This is a genomic window from Brevibacillus composti, assembly GCF_016406105.1.
Taxonomy (GTDB): Bacteria; Bacillota; Bacilli; order Brevibacillales; family Brevibacillaceae; genus Brevibacillus; species Brevibacillus composti.
Genome location: NZ_CP066308.1, coordinates 752,117 through 770,439, shown reverse-complemented (window position 1 = coordinate 770,439; position 18,323 = coordinate 752,117). Strand labels below are relative to the sequence as shown.

The following is an 18,323-nucleotide window of genomic DNA, read 5'->3' as shown; positions in this document are numbered from 1 at the left end:
GAGCAAAAAGTGTTCAAAACTACTTGACGGTTACACCCCTTCACAAGCAAGGAGCAGAATTACTGTTTCAAGTGATCAATCTGTGTTATGAAAAGCGTAGTGTCATCATAACCACGAACTTACAGTTCGGCCAATGGAATCACGTTTTTGGCGATCCAATACTGACGGAAGCATTCATTGATCGTCTCATTCACTATTCGCATTTGATTGTTTTTAATCGTGATAGTTTTCGTCATAAGGATTCACTGATGAATCGATGATACCCTGGTTGGCAAGTGTGCATTTTTAATTGCCAAACGGTACATTTTCTACTTGCCAAATACATTCCCCACCTTATTTACAAAGTAATATTCACAACTCTTGAAACTATACACTAATGTCGTTATAATTTATACTGTAAAACGACATTAGTGTATAGTTTATTGTTGTGTCTCTTATCAATTATTATGGAGGTGGCTTTATGGCACCTAAAGTTAGCGAAGAATATAAAAAGGAGAGAAAAAAAGAATTAGTAGAAATAGCCAAGAAGGTTTTTATTAAGAAAGGGTTTGTTCACACATCTATGCAAGACATTATGGACAAAGCTGGAATCTCAAGAGGTGCATTATATAGTTACTTTGATAATATTGAGGACGTTTTTCTCGAAGTCTTAAAATATGATGACCAAAAAGACATTCAATATTTTGTGTCGTCTGATGAAGGTTCAATATGGCTACAATTAAAAAACTGGGTTGAAGAACAGCGATTATATATTGAGAGAATTGACCAAACATTGCTCTATGCAAGAGCGGAATTCTTTTTGTCATCTAATTACGCAAATGATAAAGATAATTTTCCTTACATTTCTGAACGCTACAATCGAATTATTGAAGCTATAGAAGAAGTATTAAATGAAGGCAAACGTAAAGGAGAATTTAGACCTCAACAATCTACTCGTTCTATTGCACGGTATCTTGTATCATTTATAGACGGCTTGATGTTAGACACGTTTCAACTGGGACATGAACAAACAAAAGTAAAGGAGCAATTATCTGTTTTACTTTTCACTTTAGAAATATTAATTAATCCAAAATCTGCAAATGAGGAGTGATTGTTATGTTGTTTGAATCATCAAGAATGAGATTAAGAAAGATGACAAAGGAAGATACAGAACTTTATAACAAGTGGCGAAATGATTTGGAAGTTATGCATTCAACCAACCCATCTTTGGATGTTTATCCGATGGAAGCAACTAAAGAATTTGTTGATCATGTTATTTTGGGATCGCCTACAGCCAAAAGCTATATCATGGTTGAAAAAGGGAAAGAAATACCAATTGGCATTGTATCATTAATCAACATAGATTATAAAAATAGAAATGCTGAATGTATTATTGATATCGGGGAAAAGGAATATTGGGGAAAAGGCTATGGTTCAGAGGGTTTGAAATTACTGTTGGATTATGTTTTTTACGAAATGAACCTCCATCGAGTTTCCCTTAAAGTATTTTCATTCAATGATAGAGCTATTCGTTTGTACACTAAAATTGGTTTCCAGGAGGAAGGAAATAGTAGACAAAGTCTATTTAGAAATGGTGAATGGCATGACATCATTCATATGGGAATTCTACAAAATGAATACTTGAGAAACAAGTAAAAAGTATATAAAATTGTCCCGCCATAATAGTGAGGACAGCGATCGAAAAATTGAATACTTAACAGAAAAAGGCATTACTCTAATCATCAAGTAATGCTTTTTGTTTATTGTCTAAAATGTTGCAAAAGGAAAATGAAAAAATGACACAAAATATGCTTAACCTACCAAGCCTTAAAATTATTGATATGCATGAGAGCGAATCTGATTATAGATTCTTAGTTGAGACTACTTTACCGCCTTCCACCTACTGTCCAAAGTGTGGTACTATTGCAAATTTATATAAGCATGGTAAAAAGAAACAGTTATTTTTCGATTTACCAATGCATGCAAAACGTGTCGGTATTTATGTCAATCGCCAACGATATAAATGTAGGGAATGTGATGAAACATTCTTTGAAAATCTGCCAGATATGGTTGTCAATCGTTCTGTTACTAATAGGCTAATTAATTGGATTCAAGAAGCAAGCCTTGAAAAGACGTTTACCAGTGTTGCAGAAGAGATTGGCGTTGATGAGAAAACTGTACGAAACATCTTTAATGACTACGTTGATGAGCTGGAAGCTCAAACTGATTTTAGAACTCCTAAATGGCTTGGTATTGATGAAGTCCATTTACTCAAAAACTATCGTTGTGTCATTACTGATGTAGAAAACAAGTCAGTAATTGACATATTACGAAAACGTAATAAAGATACTATTATAAGTTACCTTTCAAAGCTCCAAGATATTGATAAAATTGAACTTATAGCAATGGATATGTGGAATCCTTATAAGAGTGCTGTTAACACAATGATACCACATGCCAAAATTGTAATTGATAAATTCCATGTCGTTAAATTAGCCAATGAAGCCTTAGAGAAAATCCGAAAAGCTAACCGTCAAAATGTTACAGCCAAAGAACGTAGACAACTTATGAGAGATCGTTATGTCCTTCTTACAAGGAGTAAAGACTTAACAGACTTTGATGACCAAATAAAGCTACAGGTATGGACTCAAAACTTTCCATTACTCGGACAGGCTTATGAACTTAAAGAGCAATTCTTTGACATCTATGAAGCAGAATCAATTAACGATGCCTATAAACTCTATCAAAATTGGGTTTCAAATGTACCTAAAGAACTGATAACTTATTTTGAGGATCTGTTTAAGGCCATGAATAATTGGGAAGAAGAAATATTCAACTATTTCAATTCCCCCATTACAAACGCTTATACAGAATCCCTTAATCGATTAATTAAGACAATGAACCATGTTGGACGTGGTTACTCTTTTGAAGCCCTTAGAGCAAAGATTTTATTTACTCAAGGCTATCGTAAAGTTAGAAAGAAAAAGAAGTTCAAAGAAGTTGAAGTTACTTTTGGAAAAATGTTACCTGATCAATTCCCAGGTTGGTCACAAACTGGTTATGAATGGGTGTATGAAGAAATTTTTGGTGCTGATTTTTCCACACTGACTAAGGTGATGGAGGAGGGTTCTTTTTAATCCTCTTTCCACACTATTATCCGATTACCCCCTTTTTGCTGCTTATGTCACTCGTTTGTAACTCTTCCTGCTATGATAGAGAAAAGTGGAAATCCTTCTGCTATTTCGTCACGAGAAGCAGCTGTGCAGCAAAGCAGTCCGCTTTTTGACAACGCTTTCAGGTGCAGCTATTGACGAAAAACGTCAACTCCTCACAACACAAAGGGCTTTCCCTTTCGACGTTTTTCCTTTTCATGCAAAAAATTTTTCAGTGGGAGTGAGCTTCATGGCAAAAATCTACACGTCCTATACGGACATCGTGGCTGATATCCACGACGGAGCCACCCTGTTGGTCGGCGGTTTTGGTCTGGTCGGCATCCCCGAAAACCTGATCATCGCCCTGCGCGACAAGGGTGTAAAGGACCTGACAGTCGTCTCCAACAACTGCGGCGTAGACGATTGGGGCCTCGGACTTTTGCTCCGGGAAAAACAGATCAAGAAAATGGTATCCTCGTACGTCGGTGAAAACAAGGAATTCGAACGTCAATTCCTCTCCGGCGAACTGGAAGTCGAACTCACGCCGCAAGGCACACTGGCGGAGCGCATTCGTGCAGGCGGAGCCGGAATCCCCGCCTTCTACACGCCAGCCGGCGTAGGTACGCCGATCGCCGAAGGAAGGGAGACCCGTTCTTTCCACGGCAAGGAGTACCTGCTGGAGTACGGCATCACAGGGGATTTTGCCCTGATCAAAGCGTGGAAAGCAGACAAGATGGGCAACCTCGTCTTCCGCAAAACCGCGCGCAACTTCAACCCGATGATGGCTGCCGCCGGCAAGGTCACGATCGTGGAAGTGGAAGAAATCGTGGAAACGGGCGAGCTCGATCCCGATCAGATCCATACCCCGAGCATCTACGTGCAGCGCTTGATTCAAGCCCCCTCTTTTGAAAAGCGGATCGAGCGGAAAACCGTGCGAAAATAAGCAAAAGCATTTCAGTATGTGAAGAAGGAGGACAACGCTATGTCCCTTACGCGTGAACAGATTGCAATGCGTGCTGCCCAGGAGCTGCAGGACGGTTTTTATGTCAATTTGGGCATCGGCATGCCAACCTTGGTAGCCAACTATATTCCGGAGGGAATGACGGTCGTGCTGCAGTCGGAAAACGGACTTCTGGGCATCGGCCCCTACCCGACTGAAGACGAATTGGACCCCGACCTGATCAATGCCGGCAAAGAGACGGTGACCGCCATCCCGGGAGCCGCCTACTTCTCCAGCGCCGAGTCGTTTGCGATGATCCGCGGCGGCCACATCGACCTGGCCATTCTCGGGGCGATGGAGGTCTCCGCCGCTGGTGATCTCGCCAACTGGATGATCCCCGGCAAAATGGTCAAAGGCATGGGCGGTGCCATGGACCTCGTCCACGGCGCGAAAAAGATCGTCGTCATCATGGACCATGTGAACAAGCACGGCGAGCCCAAAATTCTCAACGAATGCGCGCTGCCGCTGACCGGAAAAGGCGTCGTCAACCGGATCATCACCGACCGGGCCGTGCTGGATGTAACGCCGGAAGGACTGCTGTTGGTCGAAGTAGCGGAAGGCTACACGGCCGAAGACATCCAGGCTTGCACAGAGCCCAAGCTGCTCGTCTCCAGCGAATTGAAAACCATTCAGGTGTAAACCAAAGACCGCCGGGACCCTTCCTGGCGGTTCCTTTTTTTCTGCAAACGGAAGCAGTCAACAAAGCCCCTATCACGATTGCAGGCAGCTTTTTTTTGACTCCCTCTCCTTCAAAATGCAGCTTCTACACTTTAAAATAAACAACGAAAGGATATGATGAAGAAAGAACAGGCGGAGAAAATCCGCGTCACCGCCACGAACGATTCGCATGAAGCGAAAGGAGCATGCCCGTGAAACCTACCGTCGGTTGTCTCGTCCTGCACGGATTTGCCGGAGATATCGGCGATGTGCTGCCGCTCGCCAAAGCTCTCCAGGCAGAAGGCTACCCCGTAGAGTGCCCGACGCTGGAAGGACATGGCCGCGGCCGCTCGGGCCTCGCCGCCAGTACGCGGCAGGACTGGCTTCGCTCCGCGGACGAAGCCTACAAACGGCTGTCCATGCGGGCGGACGACATCATCGTCATCGGCTTTTCCATGGGCGGCCTGCTGGCCATCCATCTGGTCACCCGCTATCCTGCCCGCCTCTTGATCACCGTCAACACCCCCTATGCCTACTGGGATATTCGACAGGCGGTCCATAATTTGCGCGGCGATTTTGCGGTGCACTCCCGCCGCTACGTAAAGGGACTGACGACGATCCCGATCGTCAGCATGCTGCAATTTCGCAAGCTGCTGCAGGAGACAAAGCAGCTGATACCGCGCGTCTCCCTCCCTTACCTCCTCCTGCAATCTCGCCGGGACGACACCGTTCAGGCCCGCAGCGCCGAGCTGCTCGCTGCCAGCGCAGCGCCGGAAGCAGCACCGAAAATCGCCTGGTTTGAGCATTCCGGCCACATGATTTTTCGCGACCCGGATCGGGATGCAGCCATCGCCCTTATCCTAGCTGCGATCCGCGACATGACGTTGTCCGAGAGCCCAACCGGCCGTGACGAGTGAGAGCACCAGCGCGATCCCGACATACAGCGTTGACAAGCCGTGCCGCTCATCCGTCCAAAAAGCCGCCATCGTCAGCACAAACAGTCTGTTTCTCCCCCAGCGGTCCGACAGAGTGCCGAACCAGGGGGCCGCCCACGGCTCCCACAGCCAGCGCACCCCCTGTACGATGCCGGCAATCACGGCCGGCCCTAGCACCAATCCCCCTACCAGCATAACGGGATGAAACTCCTCGATCACCCGGCTGAGAGAAGCGGCAAACATCCCCTGAAAGCACATCGCCACAAGCCATCCAGCCAGCATCGTCCGGACCCAGCCGTTTCTCCAAATGCGCCATTCCGCCGAGCGGCTGCGCCAGAAAATGATCTTCCCCAATCGCGCACGCCACTGACGATTCCGCAGATTATGGCAGCGCCCCTCTCCCCCGTCATCCTCCGCAGACCCTCCGTGCGGCCGGCCAATAAAATGCGGCCGAATCGAAAACAGCACGGGAAAGAGAGCAAGCAGCGAGGCAAAGGCAAAGACCAGCGCGGCCCCCTGCAGCCCTCCCCAGGCCGCGAGCACGGCACCCAGCATCATGCCGATGAGGCTTCCCAGGCGGAAGATGCCGTTGTACAATCCCATCAACTGACCTCTGTTGCTGTCATCCGAGACTTCCACAATCAGCGAGAACGCTCCCAGGCGCAAAAAAGTCCAAGCCAGCCCCCACGCACAGCGCATGGCCAGCCACAGCCAAAATCCCTCAAGCGCGTACGAAGCGGTACTGACACATGCCAGCAGGACAGCCGCAATCAGCCCCGAGCGTCCGCCGGAGCGCATGTACCACAGGTTTACCAGGGGATTCAAGGGTACCCGCACCAACCGGTTGACAGAGAGCAGCACACCGACCTCCCACAGAGAGCTGAGGCCCGCCTCCCGCCAGTACAGAGGGAGGACCACGTACAGCATCGAATCTCCCAGCATGCAGAGCGCCGTCACAGCCGCCAGCATGATTACTTCTTTTTTTCCGTTTGGCCGCTCTGGCAAATGTTTCATGTCCTCCCCCTATGCATCCACTATCTTGTCTATTAGACTACGAGGGAGAAGCCGATCCTTCCAATACATCTTTTGGGGGTATTCATAACGAATTCTTATGAGTGAGGAGAGAATGGGATGAATCTTCATGCCCTGCGCATCTTCGTCGAAGTCGCGGCCAAAGGGAGCGTTACGGATGCGGCGGCCTCGCTGTCGATCAGCCAGCCGGCGGTTTCCGCACAAATCCGCAAGCTGGAGGCGGAACTGGGCAGACCGCTGCTGCAAGCGAAAGGCAGAGGGATTGCCCTGACGGCGGAGGGACAATTTCTCTTTGCCAAAGCGCGCCGCATCTTTGAATGGGAGAGGGAACTGGAGCGGGAGTGGGTAGAGGTCAAGGCAGGCAGATGCGGCCGGCTCCGATTGGCGTCGACCTATCTGCCCGCCCACTATCTGGTGCCCTCCTGGATCGCCGCTTTCAAGCGCCGCCATGAGCAGGTAGACGTGGAGATCCTCACGGGCAACTCCGCAGCTGGCCCCGAAGCCCGCCGTCAGCGATTTGGTGGACCGGGGCGAGATCGCGCGCGTCCGCGTCACAGGCGTCGAGATTAGACGTCCCGTGTACATCTGCACCCGGTTTGGGGACGGCGAGCCCAGTCCGGTAGCCGCACAGTTTCTCCGCCAGATTTTTGACCGAAACCCACCTCTGTTTGATCATTCAGAATAGATGGAACACAGGTGCTTTGTCGTGTTATGATAACGCCAGAAGTCACTAGAAGTCACACATGCGGGAGGTTCCTATGCAAAATGCATCCGTTTTCATTTTGATGTCGGTCTTGCTCATCATTCTGCCGGGGCCTGACACGGGACTGGCGACACAAAATACGCTCGCGGCCGGAAAAAAGGGCGGGTTCAAAACCGTACTGGGGGGTGCCACCGGACTGATGATCCACACCCTGGCCGTCACCCTCGGCCTGTCTTCCATCCTGGTGAAATCCGCTTTTCTGTTCTCGATCTTTAAATACGTCGGCGCCCTTTACCTCATCTACCTCGGGATCAGCGCCCTGTGGTCGATGCGGAAAAAACCAGACGCACAGGATGAGGCCCCTACTTCCAGCTACAAGCATAAATCGCATTTCTTGCAAGGCTTTTTGACCAATCTGCTCAATCCCAAGGTAGCCGTCTTTTTCCTGACGTTCCTGCCCCAATTCGTCAAACCGGGGGAAGCGACTTTCTGGCAATTCCTCGCCCTGGGTCTGACCTATACCGTCCTGACCGTGATCTGGTTTTTCTTTTACGTCCACTTCATCAACTGGATTCGCGCCTGGATGAAAAAACCGTCCACCCAGCGAGTCATTCAGGGCATGACGGGAATCGCCCTGCTCGGCTTCGGCGTGAAGCTGGCTTTGGAAAAACAGCCCTAGCCAAAAAGCCGGTCTTCCCCTTTCGCCCAGAATGCCGCGTACCATAGCAAAACCTCCGCACCCCCTGTATGAGGGGCCGGAGGTTTTTTGCCGCCAGCGAAACATCTCTTATGGAAACACGATGGTTTTGTTGCCGTACACCAGGACGCGATCCTCCAGATGCCAGCCGACGGCACGTGCCAGTACGGTCCGCTCGACTTGGCGGCCCAGCTGCTTGAGCGTCTCCACATCCTCCTGATGGGTCACGCGCTGCACATCCTGCTCGATGATCGGCCCCGCATCCAGCTCCTCCGTCACGTAGTGAGCTGTCGCGCCGATCAGCTTCACCCCGCGCCGATACGCCTGTTCGTAGGGCTTGGCGCCGATGAAGGCGGGCAGGAACGAGTGGTGGATATTGATGATTTGCATCGGGTACTCCTGCAAAAAGCGGGGGGACAGGATTTGCATGTAGCGAGCCAGCACGAGCAAATCCACGCCCTGCGGCACGGCTGCCAGCTGCTCCTCTTCCGCTTCCGCTTTTCGCTCTTTGGTCACCGGGATATGACGGTACGGGATGCCAAACGACTCCACCGTCTCCCGCATATCCGGGTGATTGCTGATGACGACTTCGATATCCGCGTGGAGCGCCCCCGACTTCCAGAGCCACAGAAGCTCCAGCAAGCAATGGTCTTCCTTGGACACAAAGATGGCCATCTTTTTGCGGCGGTTCGCCTCCACCAGCGACCACTCCATGGAATAGCTGGCTGCGATCGGTTCGAAAGACTCCTTGATCCGCTCATAGCGGTCGGCAAGATTCACCACATCGAATTCGATCCGCATGAAAAAGCGGCCCGTCTCCGGATCCGTCGTGTACTGATCCGACTGCACGATATTGGCCCCCTGCTCAAACAGGAAATGGGAGACAGCGGCGACGATTCCCGCCCGGTCCGGACAGGAGATCAGCATGCGTGCCCGATCCTTGTTCTTTTGCCGGTAGGACAGCCATTCTCTCTCTGATAACAAATGCATGGTTTCTACTCCTCCAACTGCTTGTTGCGATGTTTTTGTCATTATACCATGTCCCTCTTTGTTTACTCCGAGCTAACTTTTTTTATCGCGCAGCAAAGATTGATGATGTCGGAGGAGCATAAGCAGAGGATTGCGAGCTTACGGGCGATTGGCGATGCCGTGCAAAAGAATATCCACCGTGATCGCGATCTGCTCCTCTTCCGTTCGCTTGGCGAAACCGTCCCGGTCCGTCACATGCTTAAACAGCACGAGACCGATGAGAGAGGATAAAATCGCCCGAAATACAGCCTCGGAGGGGAGCGGCCGCAATTCTCCGGCCTCGATTCGGCTGTTGATCAGCTGGTCGGCGAGCGTCCGCGTCTCCCGGAAGACGGTGGACAAGAGGGCCTCGCGGATTTCGTCGTGGAAAAAGGCCTCCTGCAGCAGGATGCGGACATGCTTCTCGTTGGCTTCGATCAGCTCCAGGCGGTTCCGGTACAGCTCCGTCACGATCTGCGCGACGGACAGCTCCGCCTCCCTGTTGAAGATCTCGCGAATATCGCGGAGGATGAACGGCGCGGCAAATTTGACCAGGACGGGAGCCACGACAGCCAGCAAGATGTCTTTTTTCGATTTGTAGTGGCGAAAAATCGTCCCCTCCGCCACTCCGGCTTCCTTGGCGATTTCCGCCGTAGAGCTGGCGTGAAAGCCTTTGGTCGCAAACAGCTTGATCGAAGCCCGCATAATGCTACGCTGCTTTTCCGTCATCTCGCTCTCATCCTTCAGCTCTTCGACGAATTGCAGCAGACTTTCTTCGATATTCTTGCTCTTTCCACTCTTCTCCAGGTCAAATTTGCTTTTATCCAACGTCAACGCTCCTCCATCCTTCTCTGATTACACTGCCCGGCGAGGGCCTGTCATTCTATTTTTTTGCGGAAGCGCAGGATGGCTACGCTGATAATCAGCAGGAAAAAGAGAACCATCCCGATCGACTCTCTCCACAAGGCCTCGAGACCGACGCCTTTTAAAAAGATCCCCCGCAGAATTTCCAAAAAGTAGGTGAGCGGGACAATCCCGCCTAACCATTGTATCACGACCGGCATGGTCTCGCGCGGGAACATAAATCCCGAGAGCAGGACGCTGGGCAGGATAAAGGCGAAAGCGATCTGCATCGCCTGAAGCTGCGTCTTGGCCACCGTGGAGATGAAGATGCCGAGCGTCAGCGTGGTCAGCAAAAAGAGGACGGAGAGTGCCACCAGCAGCGGGACGCTCCCTTTCACCGGCACCCCGAACCACGTGCTGCCAAGCAGCAGGACGAGGCAAAAAGAGAAGAAGCCGATAAAGACATAGGGCGTAATTTTCCCCAGCAAGAGCTCCAGCGGACGAATCGGCGTGACGATCAGCTGCTCCATGGTACCCCGCTCTTTTTCCCGCACCAGGGAGAAGGCGGTCAGGATCATCGTCACATTCTGCATGATCAGACCGATCAGGCCCGGAATGTTAAACACAATGCTCTCCATGTTGGGATTGAACAAGACGCGGGTGTCCAGCTCGACAGCCGGATCCAGCGGCCCCATCCCCTGCTTTTGCATCCGCTCCTCCAGAATCGTCATCGAATTGTTCTGGATGATCAGCTGCGCATTGGCCGAGGCAGTGCGGGCGATATTGGGGTCGGAGCCGTCGATCAACAGCTGTACTTCCGCCCTCTCCTGCCGATCCCGCTTCCGTGTATAGTCGGGCGGAATGACCAGTGCGGCACGGGCGCTCCCGTCATCCAGCATGGCTTCCAGCTCGCTGTAGCTGCCGGGATAGGCAATCACCTGGAAGATGCGGGTGTTCTCCAGTTGACTGACCAGCTCCCGGCTGTAGGCGGAGGGGCTCTGGTTCCAGACGGCGGTCTTGATCTCGCTGACGTCGGTATTGACCGCATAGCCGAATAAAAAGAGCATCATCAGCGGCATCGCCAGGGCGATCGCCAGGCTGGGACGGTCCCGCTTGATCTGGATGATTTCCTTTTTGACGATGGACCAGTAGCGGGCCAAGGAAAAGCTCCTCATCTCCCCTCCCCCTTTTCCGCCGAAAGGAGGCTGCGGCGCTCTTCCTCTCGCACCAGCTTGATAAAGACCTCCTCCAGATCGGCCGCCTGATGCTGCGCGATCAAGGCAGGCGGCGTGCCCTGTACGAGCAGATTTCCGAAAAAGATAAAGCCGATCCAGTCGCAGGTCTGCGCCTCGTCCATATAGTGCGTCGTGACGAGCACGGTCATGCCCTGCCCGGCCAGCTCGTGGATCACATCCCAGAAAATGCGCCGGGAGACCGGGTCCACCCCGGCTGTCGGCTCATCCAAAATCAAGACCTCGGGGCGATGCAGCAATGCGCAGGAGAGCGCCAGCCGCTGCTTCCAGCCGCCGGAGAGCGAGCCGGCGAGCTGCTTTTCCCGCCCGGTCAGTCCCGCCATCTCGATCAGTTCTGCCTTGCGCTCCTTCCGCTCCTCCCGTCCCAGCCGATACACCCCGGCGTAAAAGTCGAGATTTTCTTCCACGCTCAAATCTTCGTACAGGCTGAACTTTTGCGACATATACCCGATCCGCTGCTTGATCTCCTCGCTCTGGGTCATCACATCGTAGCCCAGAACCGTCCCCTGTCCCGAGGTCGGGGTCAAAAGGCCGCAGAGCATGCGGATGGTCGTCGATTTTCCGGAGCCATTGGGGCCGAGGAAGCCATAGATTGAGCCCTTGGGAACAGACAGTGTGAGACTGTTGACAGCGACCCGCTCCTGGAAGCGCTTGGTGAGCTGGACACAGCGAATGGCCTCTTTTTCGCTCATCGCTCTTCCCCCTCCGCGAGCAGCCGGACATCGGCCGGCATGCCGGGCCGCAGCTTATCCAGCCCCTCCGTGATCCGGATCGTGACGGCAAACACCAGCTTGGTCCGCTCGTCTGGCGTCTGGACGTTTTTCGGCGTGAATTCAGCCTTGTCGGCGATGGCTTGAACCCGGCCCGAAAAGACTTCCTCCGGATAGGCATCCACCTTGATCTCCACCCGATCGCCCAGCCGGACGGAAGACAGCTCCGCTTCCGGGATGTAGACCCTGAGCTTGAGGTGATCGGCTTTCATCAGCGTAAACAAGACGGCTCCCTGTTTGGCTACCTCTCCTTCCGCGACGGACGAACGGAGCACCACCGTGTCCGCAGGCGCCGCGATCGCCGTTTTTTCCAACTGCCATTTGGCCAGATCGAGCCGGGCATCTGCCTGCTCCACCGCCGCGAGCAGGGCGCGAATCGCATAGTCTGTGCTTCCTTCCCGCAACAGCTCCAGGTCGGCCATCGCGGCCGCACGCTGGGCCTCGGCCGTCCCCTTTTGGGCCAGGGCGACCGCAATCTCCTGGCGGGCCGCATCGACGCGAGCCCGTGCGGCTTCCACCTGCGCGGCCAGTTGGTTTGCCTGCGTCTTTGCCTGATTGACCGCTTCCTGCTGGGCTTCGTAGTCCTTTTGGGAAAGCGCGCCTCGCTCGTACAGGGCGGCCGTCTCGGCCAGCCGCTTTTCGTGATAGGCCAGCGTTTGTTTGGCGCCCTCCCACTGGCTTTCCACCTGGGCTGTCTGCTCCTCACTCTGACTGAGCGCAGCCTGGGCTTGTTTGACCCGGGCATCCTGGAGCCTGATCGCTCCATCCGCCTGCTGGACCGCAGCAATCCCTTTTTGGATCGACGGATCTCGACTGCCCGCCTTGGCTTCATCCCGTTTGGCTTGCGCTTGGGCTTTCACCGCTTCGGCTTCGCGAACGGCTGCCTCGTAGGTGCGTTTGTCGATGGCGGCCAGCAGCTGCCCTTTTTTGACATGCTGCCCCTCCTCGGCTGCGACGTGTTCGATTCGCCCGCCCACCTCTGCGACAACCGGAATCTCTTCCGCTTCGATCGTGCCGGAGAGCGGGTGCCCGGCCGTCTGCAACAGCGAACAACCGGATAGAAAGAAGAGGAGAAAAGCAAATACTGGTACAATACGTGCGCGATACATAGGATCACCTCATCATAAAAGTGAGTGCTCACTGGCATGGGCGGGCAAAAAAATCACTCCCTTTCCCCAAGAAGCCTCATTCCGGAAAAAGCGAGTGATTACTCACTTTCGTATTTACCTGCATTATAATGGCATTCGGCTCATCCTGTAAAGCACTTTCCCCTCATGCCAAAAATACGAGATAGACGCTCATGATACCGGCATCCGCCAGTATGTGACTGACCACTCCCCCGACGATGGATGTGCCCTTCGCCCGCATGTATCCCCAGATCAGCCCCGCCGCGAATACTGGCAGTACCATGAAGACGCCATACGGCCAGGCAAACAGAGGAATCACCGAGAGGAAATGATACAGGCTGTAGAAACAAGATGTCATCAGGATCACCCTGCCAGGTGATTGCCGCTTCCGCAGCTGTTGAAAGATATACCCTCTCCAGTACAGCTCCTCCAGACAAGGGTTTACGACCAAGAGGACCAACACCAGCCAAATCAAGTGATCGCCGGTAAAATTCCAGCTCGCCAGCCGTTCCTGAAGCAGGCTTCTCTCAAACAGATAGGGATGAAACAGGGCCCCCGCGAGAAAGATCGTTCCCCAGAACACTCCCCCTGTGAGCACCCCATAGACGATATTTTTCCCGCTTCCCTGCAGCCCGAGCTCTCTGCGCATCTCGGACAGGCTGTATCTTCGCCGCGCCAGCATGTCCCACAGGGGAACGGCGAGCAGCCAACCGTAAAACAGGACAAAAGTGACCGGGACACTGCCCAATCCCTGCAGGCCGATCAGAATCATGATTGTAGGCCCGCCCAACAAGAGCAACAGCTTCAGCTTCATCCCCATCCCATCCATTCTCATCATTTGTCTTAGGTATTGCTTCGTCCATTTTATCCCTGCTGCTGGCCCGTACCTAGTACCAATTATCGATGGTACCTCTCCCCCGATCTCATTTTTCCGCAAAAACGGGAAGTGCCCCTCGACAAATAATAGACATTTTGTTAATGTGTCTATAATAACAAAAACAGAATTGAGGAAGTGTTTATCTCATGACAGTATCCGAACGGTTTTGGAACGCTTCTGTAGAAGAGTTGAAGCGCGGGTATGTCCACGGCGGCGATCATTATCTCTGCCTGCTCTGCGGCAAGACTTACGAACAAGGAATCATCTATCCCGAGGACGGCGTACTGTACGAGGCGGAACGCTATATCCGCCGGCATATCGAGCAGGCCCACCACTCCGTCTTTGACTACCTGATCCAGATGGACAAGAAGTTCACCGGTCTGACCGAACATCAAAGCAGTCTGCTTCATCTTTTCTACCAGGGAAAAAGCGATACGGAGGTCCAGAAGGAGCTGGGCATCGGCAGCGCCTCCACGATCCGCAATCACCGGTTCGTGCTGAAGGAAAAAGAGCGGCAAGCGAAGGTGTTTCTCACGCTGATGGAGCTGTTAAAGGAAAGAGACAAGCACGCTCCCGCCTTTCTTCCCCTCCATCAGACCGCCAGGATGGTGGATGACCGCTACAATGTGACGGAGGAAGAAAGCCGGCGCATCTTGCAAAAATACTTTCCCCAGGGCACAGACGGCCCGCTGAAGACCTTTTCGCTGAAGGAAAAGCAGCGGGTGGTCGTCCTGCGGGAGATCGCCAAGCGCTTTGACAGCGAGCGCCTCTATACCGAAAAAGAAGTAAACGAGATCCTGAAGGCTGTCTACGATGATCACGTCACCGTCAGACGCTATCTGATCGAATACGGCTTCCTCGACCGCAAGGCGGACGGCAGCCAGTATTGGCTGAAAAAATAAATGGGCACAACCATAGAAAGGACGGCAGCGACACATGAACCGAAAAGCAGTACTAAAACAGCAATACAAAGAGATGAAAGTAGAAGCCGGCGTCTACCAGATTAAAAATACGATCAATCAGAAGGTGTGGATCGACAGCACCCGTAATCTCAAAACGATCAACGGCAAGCAATTTCAGCTGAAAATGGGCAGCCACCCCAACAAGCAGCTGCAAGCAGAGTGGCAGGAGTACGGCGAGGACGCCTTTGTTTTTGAAGTGTTGGAGGTGCTGGAAAAGAAAGAGACCGGTTATTTCGACGAGGCCGACGAGTTGAAAAAGCTGGAGGAAAAATGGCTGCAGCAGCTCCAGCCCTATGGAGAGCACGGCTACCACTCATAAGCAGGAAAAAAGAAAGCCTCTCCCGCCATGCTTTTTTTCGCATGGACCTGCGGAGGGCTTTCTTTTTTGAGCGTTTCTGTCTATTGGCTCATTCCCGAATAGTATTGCTTCAGGCTGGATTTGATCCCGGCGGTATCCTGCATCAGCGTTTTGGCGCTAAAGAAGATGCTGCCCTGCACCTGCGGGAACGATTTGTTGAATTGGAGCTGTTGGATAATCGCCTGGCTGGATGCCCAGTCGGTCGTGTTGGTGCCGACCTTGTATGCTCCCTGGCCGATGTACAGCTTCACATTTGTCCCGTTCGTTTCGTTCGACCACCATTGTACCAGCTTGTCGTAGGAGGCCGGCTTGAAGCCGATGCTCCAATAGAGCTGCGGGGCCACGTAGTCGAGCCAACCGTTCCGGATCCACGTGCGCACATCTGCGTACAGATTGTCGTAAGAGCTTTGGCCGTTGGTATCGGAGCCGGACGGATCATCCTTGGCATTGCGCCAGATACCGAACGGGCTGATCCCGAATTCTACTTGCGGCTTGGCCGCTTTGATCGATTGATAGAGGTCACGGACAAAGTTGTTGACGTTGTCGCGGCGCCAGTCGCCCTTGTTGGCAAAGCGCCCCTGGTTATAGGCGGCATAGGTCGCGTCATCCTTGAAATCCTGTTTGCCGTACGGATAAAAATAGTCGTCCAGATGCACGCCATCCACGTCGTAGTTGTTAACGACTTCCATGATGCTGGCGATGATGTGCTGTCTCACTTCGGGCAGACCCGGATTGTAGATCAAAAGATTGTTATGGGTGACCACCCAGTTTGGATGCACGCGGGCCGGATGCTGCGGCACCAGCTTTTCCTTGGCTGCCGTCGTGCTGGCCCGAAACGGATTGAACCAGGCGTGGAACTGCATGCCGCGCTTATGCGTTTCTTCGATCATGAAAGCGAGCGGGTCATAGCCCGGATGCTTCCCTTGGGTACCCGTCAGCCATTTCGACCACGGAACCAGCTTGGACGGATAGATGGCGTCCGACTCCGGTCTGACCTGCACGATAATGGCATTCATTCCGGTCGCCTTCAGCTCGTCCAGCATGCGTATGTATTCCGCCTTTTGCTGCTCCACAGTGAGCCCGGCTTTCGACGGCCAGTCGATGTTGTACACCGTGCTTACCCATGCCGCACGCATTTCCTGCTGCTCTTGTACCTGGGTGATCGGCGCCGTGTTCGTCTGACCGGCAGAGCTGCTTCCGGGATGGATGGCAGCAGGCGGTGCGGTCACTCCGGCATTGCCCACGATGTCCGGTGGCGGCGCGGCAGACATCAGCAGCTTGCCGTTTGCCGAACCCGAAAAGGCGGCGAATATCCCCGGCTGCGGCGAAGCTGCCGCCGCCGTAACGGACTGCAAGCCGAGCAGCAGCACGAACAGACCCATGAGAAAGCGATGTTTCTTCAAGTTTGAATCCTCCTTACAGACAAAAAAATTCCCCAATACGAACGTTGCCTACTTTTCTGTTTTCTCTCTCAATCTAGTAGACGCATCGGGGGAAATTTTGTTGCTTTCCTTTGACAGAAAAAAGAGCCGCGACCCCATAATCAGGTAAAAGGAACCACCCGCTTGCGTTCGTTTTCTCTGCCCGCGGATTGCGAGAACAGATAGACAATACCTGGACGTACGAAAAATAGAGCGACTCCGAAAGGAACCGCTCTACTCTTTTTTAGTCATTGGCCAATTCAAACAAAGTGTCGATCAGGACTTGGATTCCATTCATGCAATCCGGAAGCGAGGTCCATTCCTCGGGAGAATGGCTTTTCCCCTGATGGCTTGGAACAAAGATCATCCCGGACGGCACATACTTTCCGACGATCATCGCGTCATGACCAGCGCCGCTTGGCAGCGTGCGGGTGGAGAGCCCGTGTCGCTCCGCGGCTTGGGCAATTTTATTCTGGATCCAGTCTGGCACCTTCACCGGGGGAATGGAGATTCCCTTTTCGATCTCCACTTCCATTTCGCGGTTGCGGGCAATCTCTTGGGCCAAGCTGGTTATGGCTTCGAGCATCTGATCTCTCGAGGCTTCGTCAATATCTCTCGCATCCACCACAACCTCGGTTTTCCCAGAGATCACATTCGTTCCGTTCGGGAATACGTTCACCTTTCCCACCGTAGCGACAGCCGTCGGGCTAAATGTGCGGGGCAGTTTTTCTACGCCTGAGATGAATTCCGCCGCAGCGGCTACCGTGTCTTTTCTCAGGTGCATGGGGGTATTCCCGGCGTGATCGGTGCTTCCCAGGAAGGTGAAGGATCTCCAGGAGGGTCCGGCAATGCCGTTTACGATCCCGATATGCTTCCCTTCGCTCTCCAAGATTTTCCCCTGTTCGATATGAAGCTCCAGGAAGGCAAAAATGTCTTCCGGAAGGCGCCTGCTCAGGTCGATTTGATTCGGCTGATACCCTTGGGCCATCATGGCTTCCGGGAGCGTAATCCCCTCCGCGTCTGAAAAGTTTTCTAGCTGCTCAACCGTCACTTCTCCCATCATGACACGGCTGCCAAACAGGCCATTTTCGAACCGCGATCCCTCTTCATCGACAAACACGGCCAACTCGATCGTGCGCTTGGGCTTTTTTCCTTGTTTGATCAAGGCTTCCAGGGCCAGCAGGCTGCTCAGGCAGCCAAGCGCCCCATCAAAAGCTCCGCCATTGGGGACCGTATCCAGATGGGAGCCGGTCATGACGATCGGAAGTTCCGGTTTTTCGCCAAGGTAGCGTCCGAACAGATTTCCGATGCTGTCCTCATAGACTTCCAGGCCGATCGACTCCATCCATCCTCTGAAAACTTCCTTTACTTGCTTTTCTTCCTCCGTATAGGGGTAGCGGGTAATTCCGCCCTCTGGCGTGACACCAATGGCTGCCATTTTGGCCAAACGATCCGCGGCATCGATCGGATCGATTCCATCCACTTTTGGACAAGAGGGCAAATCCTGCAACAGCCTTTCTTTAGAAAACACTTGCATTCTCTGCACCAA

19 protein-coding genes and 1 pseudogene are annotated in these 18,323 nt (G+C 52.7%); 11 read left to right on the top strand and 9 right to left on the bottom strand.

All coding sequences use genetic code 11. The features are described from left to right. Positions 1 to 29: 29 nt before the first annotated feature. The 7 genes and pseudogenes from JD108_RS04000 to JD108_RS03970 all read left to right on the top strand — a co-directional run. Positions 30 to 260 (top strand): annotated as a pseudogene (locus JD108_RS04000) (ATP-binding protein); the annotation flags it as partial. 200 nt (positions 261 to 460) lie between these two features. Beyond that, on the top strand, positions 461 to 1,090 hold the full coding sequence (locus JD108_RS03995; RefSeq protein ID WP_198828638.1) for a TetR/AcrR family transcriptional regulator: 630 nt from the start codon (positions 461 to 463) through the stop codon (positions 1,088 to 1,090). Between the two features lie 5 nt (positions 1,091 to 1,095). Beyond that, positions 1,096 to 1,635, top strand: a complete 540-nt coding sequence (locus tag JD108_RS03990; RefSeq protein WP_010728930.1) for a GNAT family N-acetyltransferase — start codon at positions 1,096 to 1,098, stop codon at positions 1,633 to 1,635. A 140-nt stretch (positions 1,636 to 1,775) separates the two neighbouring features. Then, complete coding sequence (locus JD108_RS03985) at positions 1,776 to 3,116, top strand: ISL3 family transposase (RefSeq protein WP_010728931.1); 1,341 nt, start codon at positions 1,776 to 1,778, stop codon at positions 3,114 to 3,116. Positions 3,117 to 3,381: 265 nt separating this feature from the next. Beyond that, positions 3,382 to 4,074, top strand: a complete 693-nt coding sequence (locus tag JD108_RS03980) for a CoA transferase subunit A (protein ID WP_198828637.1) — start codon at positions 3,382 to 3,384, stop codon at positions 4,072 to 4,074. 39 nt (positions 4,075 to 4,113) lie between these two features. After that, on the top strand, positions 4,114 to 4,770 hold the full coding sequence (locus JD108_RS03975; RefSeq protein ID WP_198828636.1) for a CoA transferase subunit B: 657 nt from the start codon (positions 4,114 to 4,116) through the stop codon (positions 4,768 to 4,770). Positions 4,771 to 5,000: 230 nt separating this feature from the next. Then, on the top strand, positions 5,001 to 5,705 hold the full coding sequence (locus tag JD108_RS03970) for an alpha/beta hydrolase (protein WP_198828635.1): 705 nt from the start codon (positions 5,001 to 5,003) through the stop codon (positions 5,703 to 5,705). Here the strand turns inward: JD108_RS03970 and JD108_RS03965 are convergent. Continuing rightward, positions 5,649 to 6,737 (bottom strand): MFS transporter, encoded by a 1,089-nt coding sequence (locus tag JD108_RS03965; RefSeq protein WP_198828634.1) that lies wholly within the window; start codon positions 6,735 to 6,737, stop codon positions 5,649 to 5,651. The two genes, JD108_RS03970 and JD108_RS03965, sit on opposite strands and share 57 nt — an antisense overlap. 117 nt (positions 6,738 to 6,854) lie before the next feature. Here JD108_RS03965 and JD108_RS03960 point away from each other — a divergent pair, with 117 nt between their 5' ends. Both JD108_RS03960 and JD108_RS03955 read left to right on the top strand, forming a co-directional pair. Beyond that, on the top strand, positions 6,855 to 7,325 hold the full coding sequence (locus JD108_RS03960) for a LysR family transcriptional regulator (protein WP_228728300.1): 471 nt from the start codon (positions 6,855 to 6,857) through the stop codon (positions 7,323 to 7,325). Positions 7,326 to 7,498: 173 nt separating this feature from the next. After that, positions 7,499 to 8,137, top strand: a complete 639-nt coding sequence (locus JD108_RS03955) for a LysE family translocator (protein ID WP_407649398.1) — start codon at positions 7,499 to 7,501, stop codon at positions 8,135 to 8,137. Between the two features lie 108 nt (positions 8,138 to 8,245). Here the strand turns inward: JD108_RS03955 and purU are convergent, their stop codons facing one another. From purU to JD108_RS03925, 6 genes are all read right to left on the bottom strand, one after another. Next, complete coding sequence (gene purU / locus JD108_RS03950) at positions 8,246 to 9,145, bottom strand: formyltetrahydrofolate deformylase (RefSeq protein ID WP_198828632.1); 900 nt, start codon at positions 9,143 to 9,145, stop codon at positions 8,246 to 8,248. 138 nt (positions 9,146 to 9,283) lie between these two features. After that, entirely contained in the window at positions 9,284 to 9,991 is a 708-nt protein-coding gene (locus JD108_RS03945; RefSeq protein ID WP_228728299.1) for a TetR/AcrR family transcriptional regulator, read from the bottom strand. A 50-nt stretch (positions 9,992 to 10,041) separates the two neighbouring features. Beyond that, positions 10,042 to 11,181, bottom strand: coding sequence for an ABC transporter permease (locus tag JD108_RS03940; protein WP_198828631.1), 1,140 nt, complete (start codon positions 11,179 to 11,181; stop codon positions 10,042 to 10,044). After that, the gene (locus JD108_RS03935) at positions 11,178 to 11,951 is read right to left on the bottom strand and encodes an ABC transporter ATP-binding protein (RefSeq protein ID WP_198828630.1); all 774 of its coding nucleotides are present in this window, start codon (positions 11,949 to 11,951) and stop codon (positions 11,178 to 11,180) included. Before JD108_RS03935 ends, JD108_RS03940 begins: the two co-directional genes overlap by 4 nt. Beyond that, the gene (locus JD108_RS03930) at positions 11,948 to 13,138 is read right to left on the bottom strand and encodes an HlyD family secretion protein (protein ID WP_198828629.1); all 1,191 of its coding nucleotides are present in this window, start codon (positions 13,136 to 13,138) and stop codon (positions 11,948 to 11,950) included. Before JD108_RS03930 ends, JD108_RS03935 begins: the two co-directional genes overlap by 4 nt. A 163-nt stretch (positions 13,139 to 13,301) precedes the next feature. After that, complete coding sequence (locus tag JD108_RS03925; protein ID WP_228728298.1) at positions 13,302 to 13,970, bottom strand: CPBP family intramembrane glutamic endopeptidase; 669 nt, start codon at positions 13,968 to 13,970, stop codon at positions 13,302 to 13,304. A gap of 209 nt (positions 13,971 to 14,179) precedes the next feature. Here JD108_RS03925 and JD108_RS03920 point away from each other — a divergent pair, with 209 nt between their 5' ends. Next, complete coding sequence (locus JD108_RS03920; protein ID WP_198828628.1) at positions 14,180 to 14,935, top strand: DUF2087 domain-containing protein; 756 nt, start codon at positions 14,180 to 14,182, stop codon at positions 14,933 to 14,935. 34 nt (positions 14,936 to 14,969) lie between these two features. Next, complete coding sequence (locus JD108_RS03915; RefSeq protein WP_198828627.1) at positions 14,970 to 15,314, top strand: GIY-YIG nuclease family protein; 345 nt, start codon at positions 14,970 to 14,972, stop codon at positions 15,312 to 15,314. A gap of 80 nt (positions 15,315 to 15,394) precedes the next feature. Here the strand turns inward: JD108_RS03915 and JD108_RS03910 are convergent, their stop codons facing one another. Together JD108_RS03910 and JD108_RS03905 are read right to left on the bottom strand one after the other, a co-directional pair. Next, the gene (locus tag JD108_RS03910) at positions 15,395 to 16,756 is read right to left on the bottom strand and encodes a glycoside hydrolase family 10-like protein (RefSeq protein ID WP_198828626.1); all 1,362 of its coding nucleotides are present in this window, start codon (positions 16,754 to 16,756) and stop codon (positions 15,395 to 15,397) included. 262 nt (positions 16,757 to 17,018) lie between these two features. Beyond that, entirely contained in the window at positions 17,019 to 18,311 is a 1,293-nt protein-coding gene (locus tag JD108_RS03905; RefSeq protein WP_198828625.1) for a Zn-dependent hydrolase, read from the bottom strand. Positions 18,312 to 18,323 lie beyond the last annotated feature (12 nt).

Bases quoted from the DNA above. Each gene is read 5' to 3' on its own strand.
- JD108_RS03975 (WP_198828636.1), top strand. From the start codon at position 4,114: ATGTCCCTTACGCGTGAACAGATTGCAATGCGTGCTGCCCAGGAGCTG.
- JD108_RS03985 (WP_010728931.1), top strand. From the start codon at position 1,776: ATGACACAAAATATGCTTAACCTACCAAGCCTTAAAATTATTGATATG.
- JD108_RS03920 (WP_198828628.1), top strand. From the start codon at position 14,180: ATGACAGTATCCGAACGGTTTTGGAACGCTTCTGTAGAAGAGTTGAAG.
- purU (WP_198828632.1), bottom strand. From the start codon at position 9,145: ATGCATTTGTTATCAGAGAGAGAATGGCTGTCCTACCGGCAAAAGAAC.
- JD108_RS03995 (WP_198828638.1), top strand. From the start codon at position 461: ATGGCACCTAAAGTTAGCGAAGAATATAAAAAGGAGAGAAAAAAAGAA.
- JD108_RS03940 (WP_198828631.1), bottom strand. From the start codon at position 11,181: ATGAGGAGCTTTTCCTTGGCCCGCTACTGGTCCATCGTCAAAAAGGAA.
- JD108_RS03925 (WP_228728298.1), bottom strand. From the start codon at position 13,970: ATGAAGCTGAAGCTGTTGCTCTTGTTGGGCGGGCCTACAATCATGATT.
- JD108_RS03915 (WP_198828627.1), top strand. From the start codon at position 14,970: ATGAACCGAAAAGCAGTACTAAAACAGCAATACAAAGAGATGAAAGTA.
- JD108_RS03965 (WP_198828634.1), bottom strand. From the start codon at position 6,737: ATGAAACATTTGCCAGAGCGGCCAAACGGAAAAAAAGAAGTAATCATG.
- JD108_RS03960 (WP_228728300.1), top strand. From the start codon at position 6,855: ATGAATCTTCATGCCCTGCGCATCTTCGTCGAAGTCGCGGCCAAAGGG.
- JD108_RS03990 (WP_010728930.1), top strand. From the start codon at position 1,096: ATGTTGTTTGAATCATCAAGAATGAGATTAAGAAAGATGACAAAGGAA.
- JD108_RS03980 (WP_198828637.1), top strand. From the start codon at position 3,382: ATGGCAAAAATCTACACGTCCTATACGGACATCGTGGCTGATATCCAC.
- JD108_RS03935 (WP_198828630.1), bottom strand. From the start codon at position 11,951: ATGAGCGAAAAAGAGGCCATTCGCTGTGTCCAGCTCACCAAGCGCTTC.
- JD108_RS03955 (WP_407649398.1), top strand. From the start codon at position 7,499: ATGCGGGAGGTTCCTATGCAAAATGCATCCGTTTTCATTTTGATGTCG.
- JD108_RS03930 (WP_198828629.1), bottom strand. From the start codon at position 13,138: ATGTATCGCGCACGTATTGTACCAGTATTTGCTTTTCTCCTCTTCTTT.
- JD108_RS03905 (WP_198828625.1), bottom strand. From the start codon at position 18,311: ATGCAAGTGTTTTCTAAAGAAAGGCTGTTGCAGGATTTGCCCTCTTGT.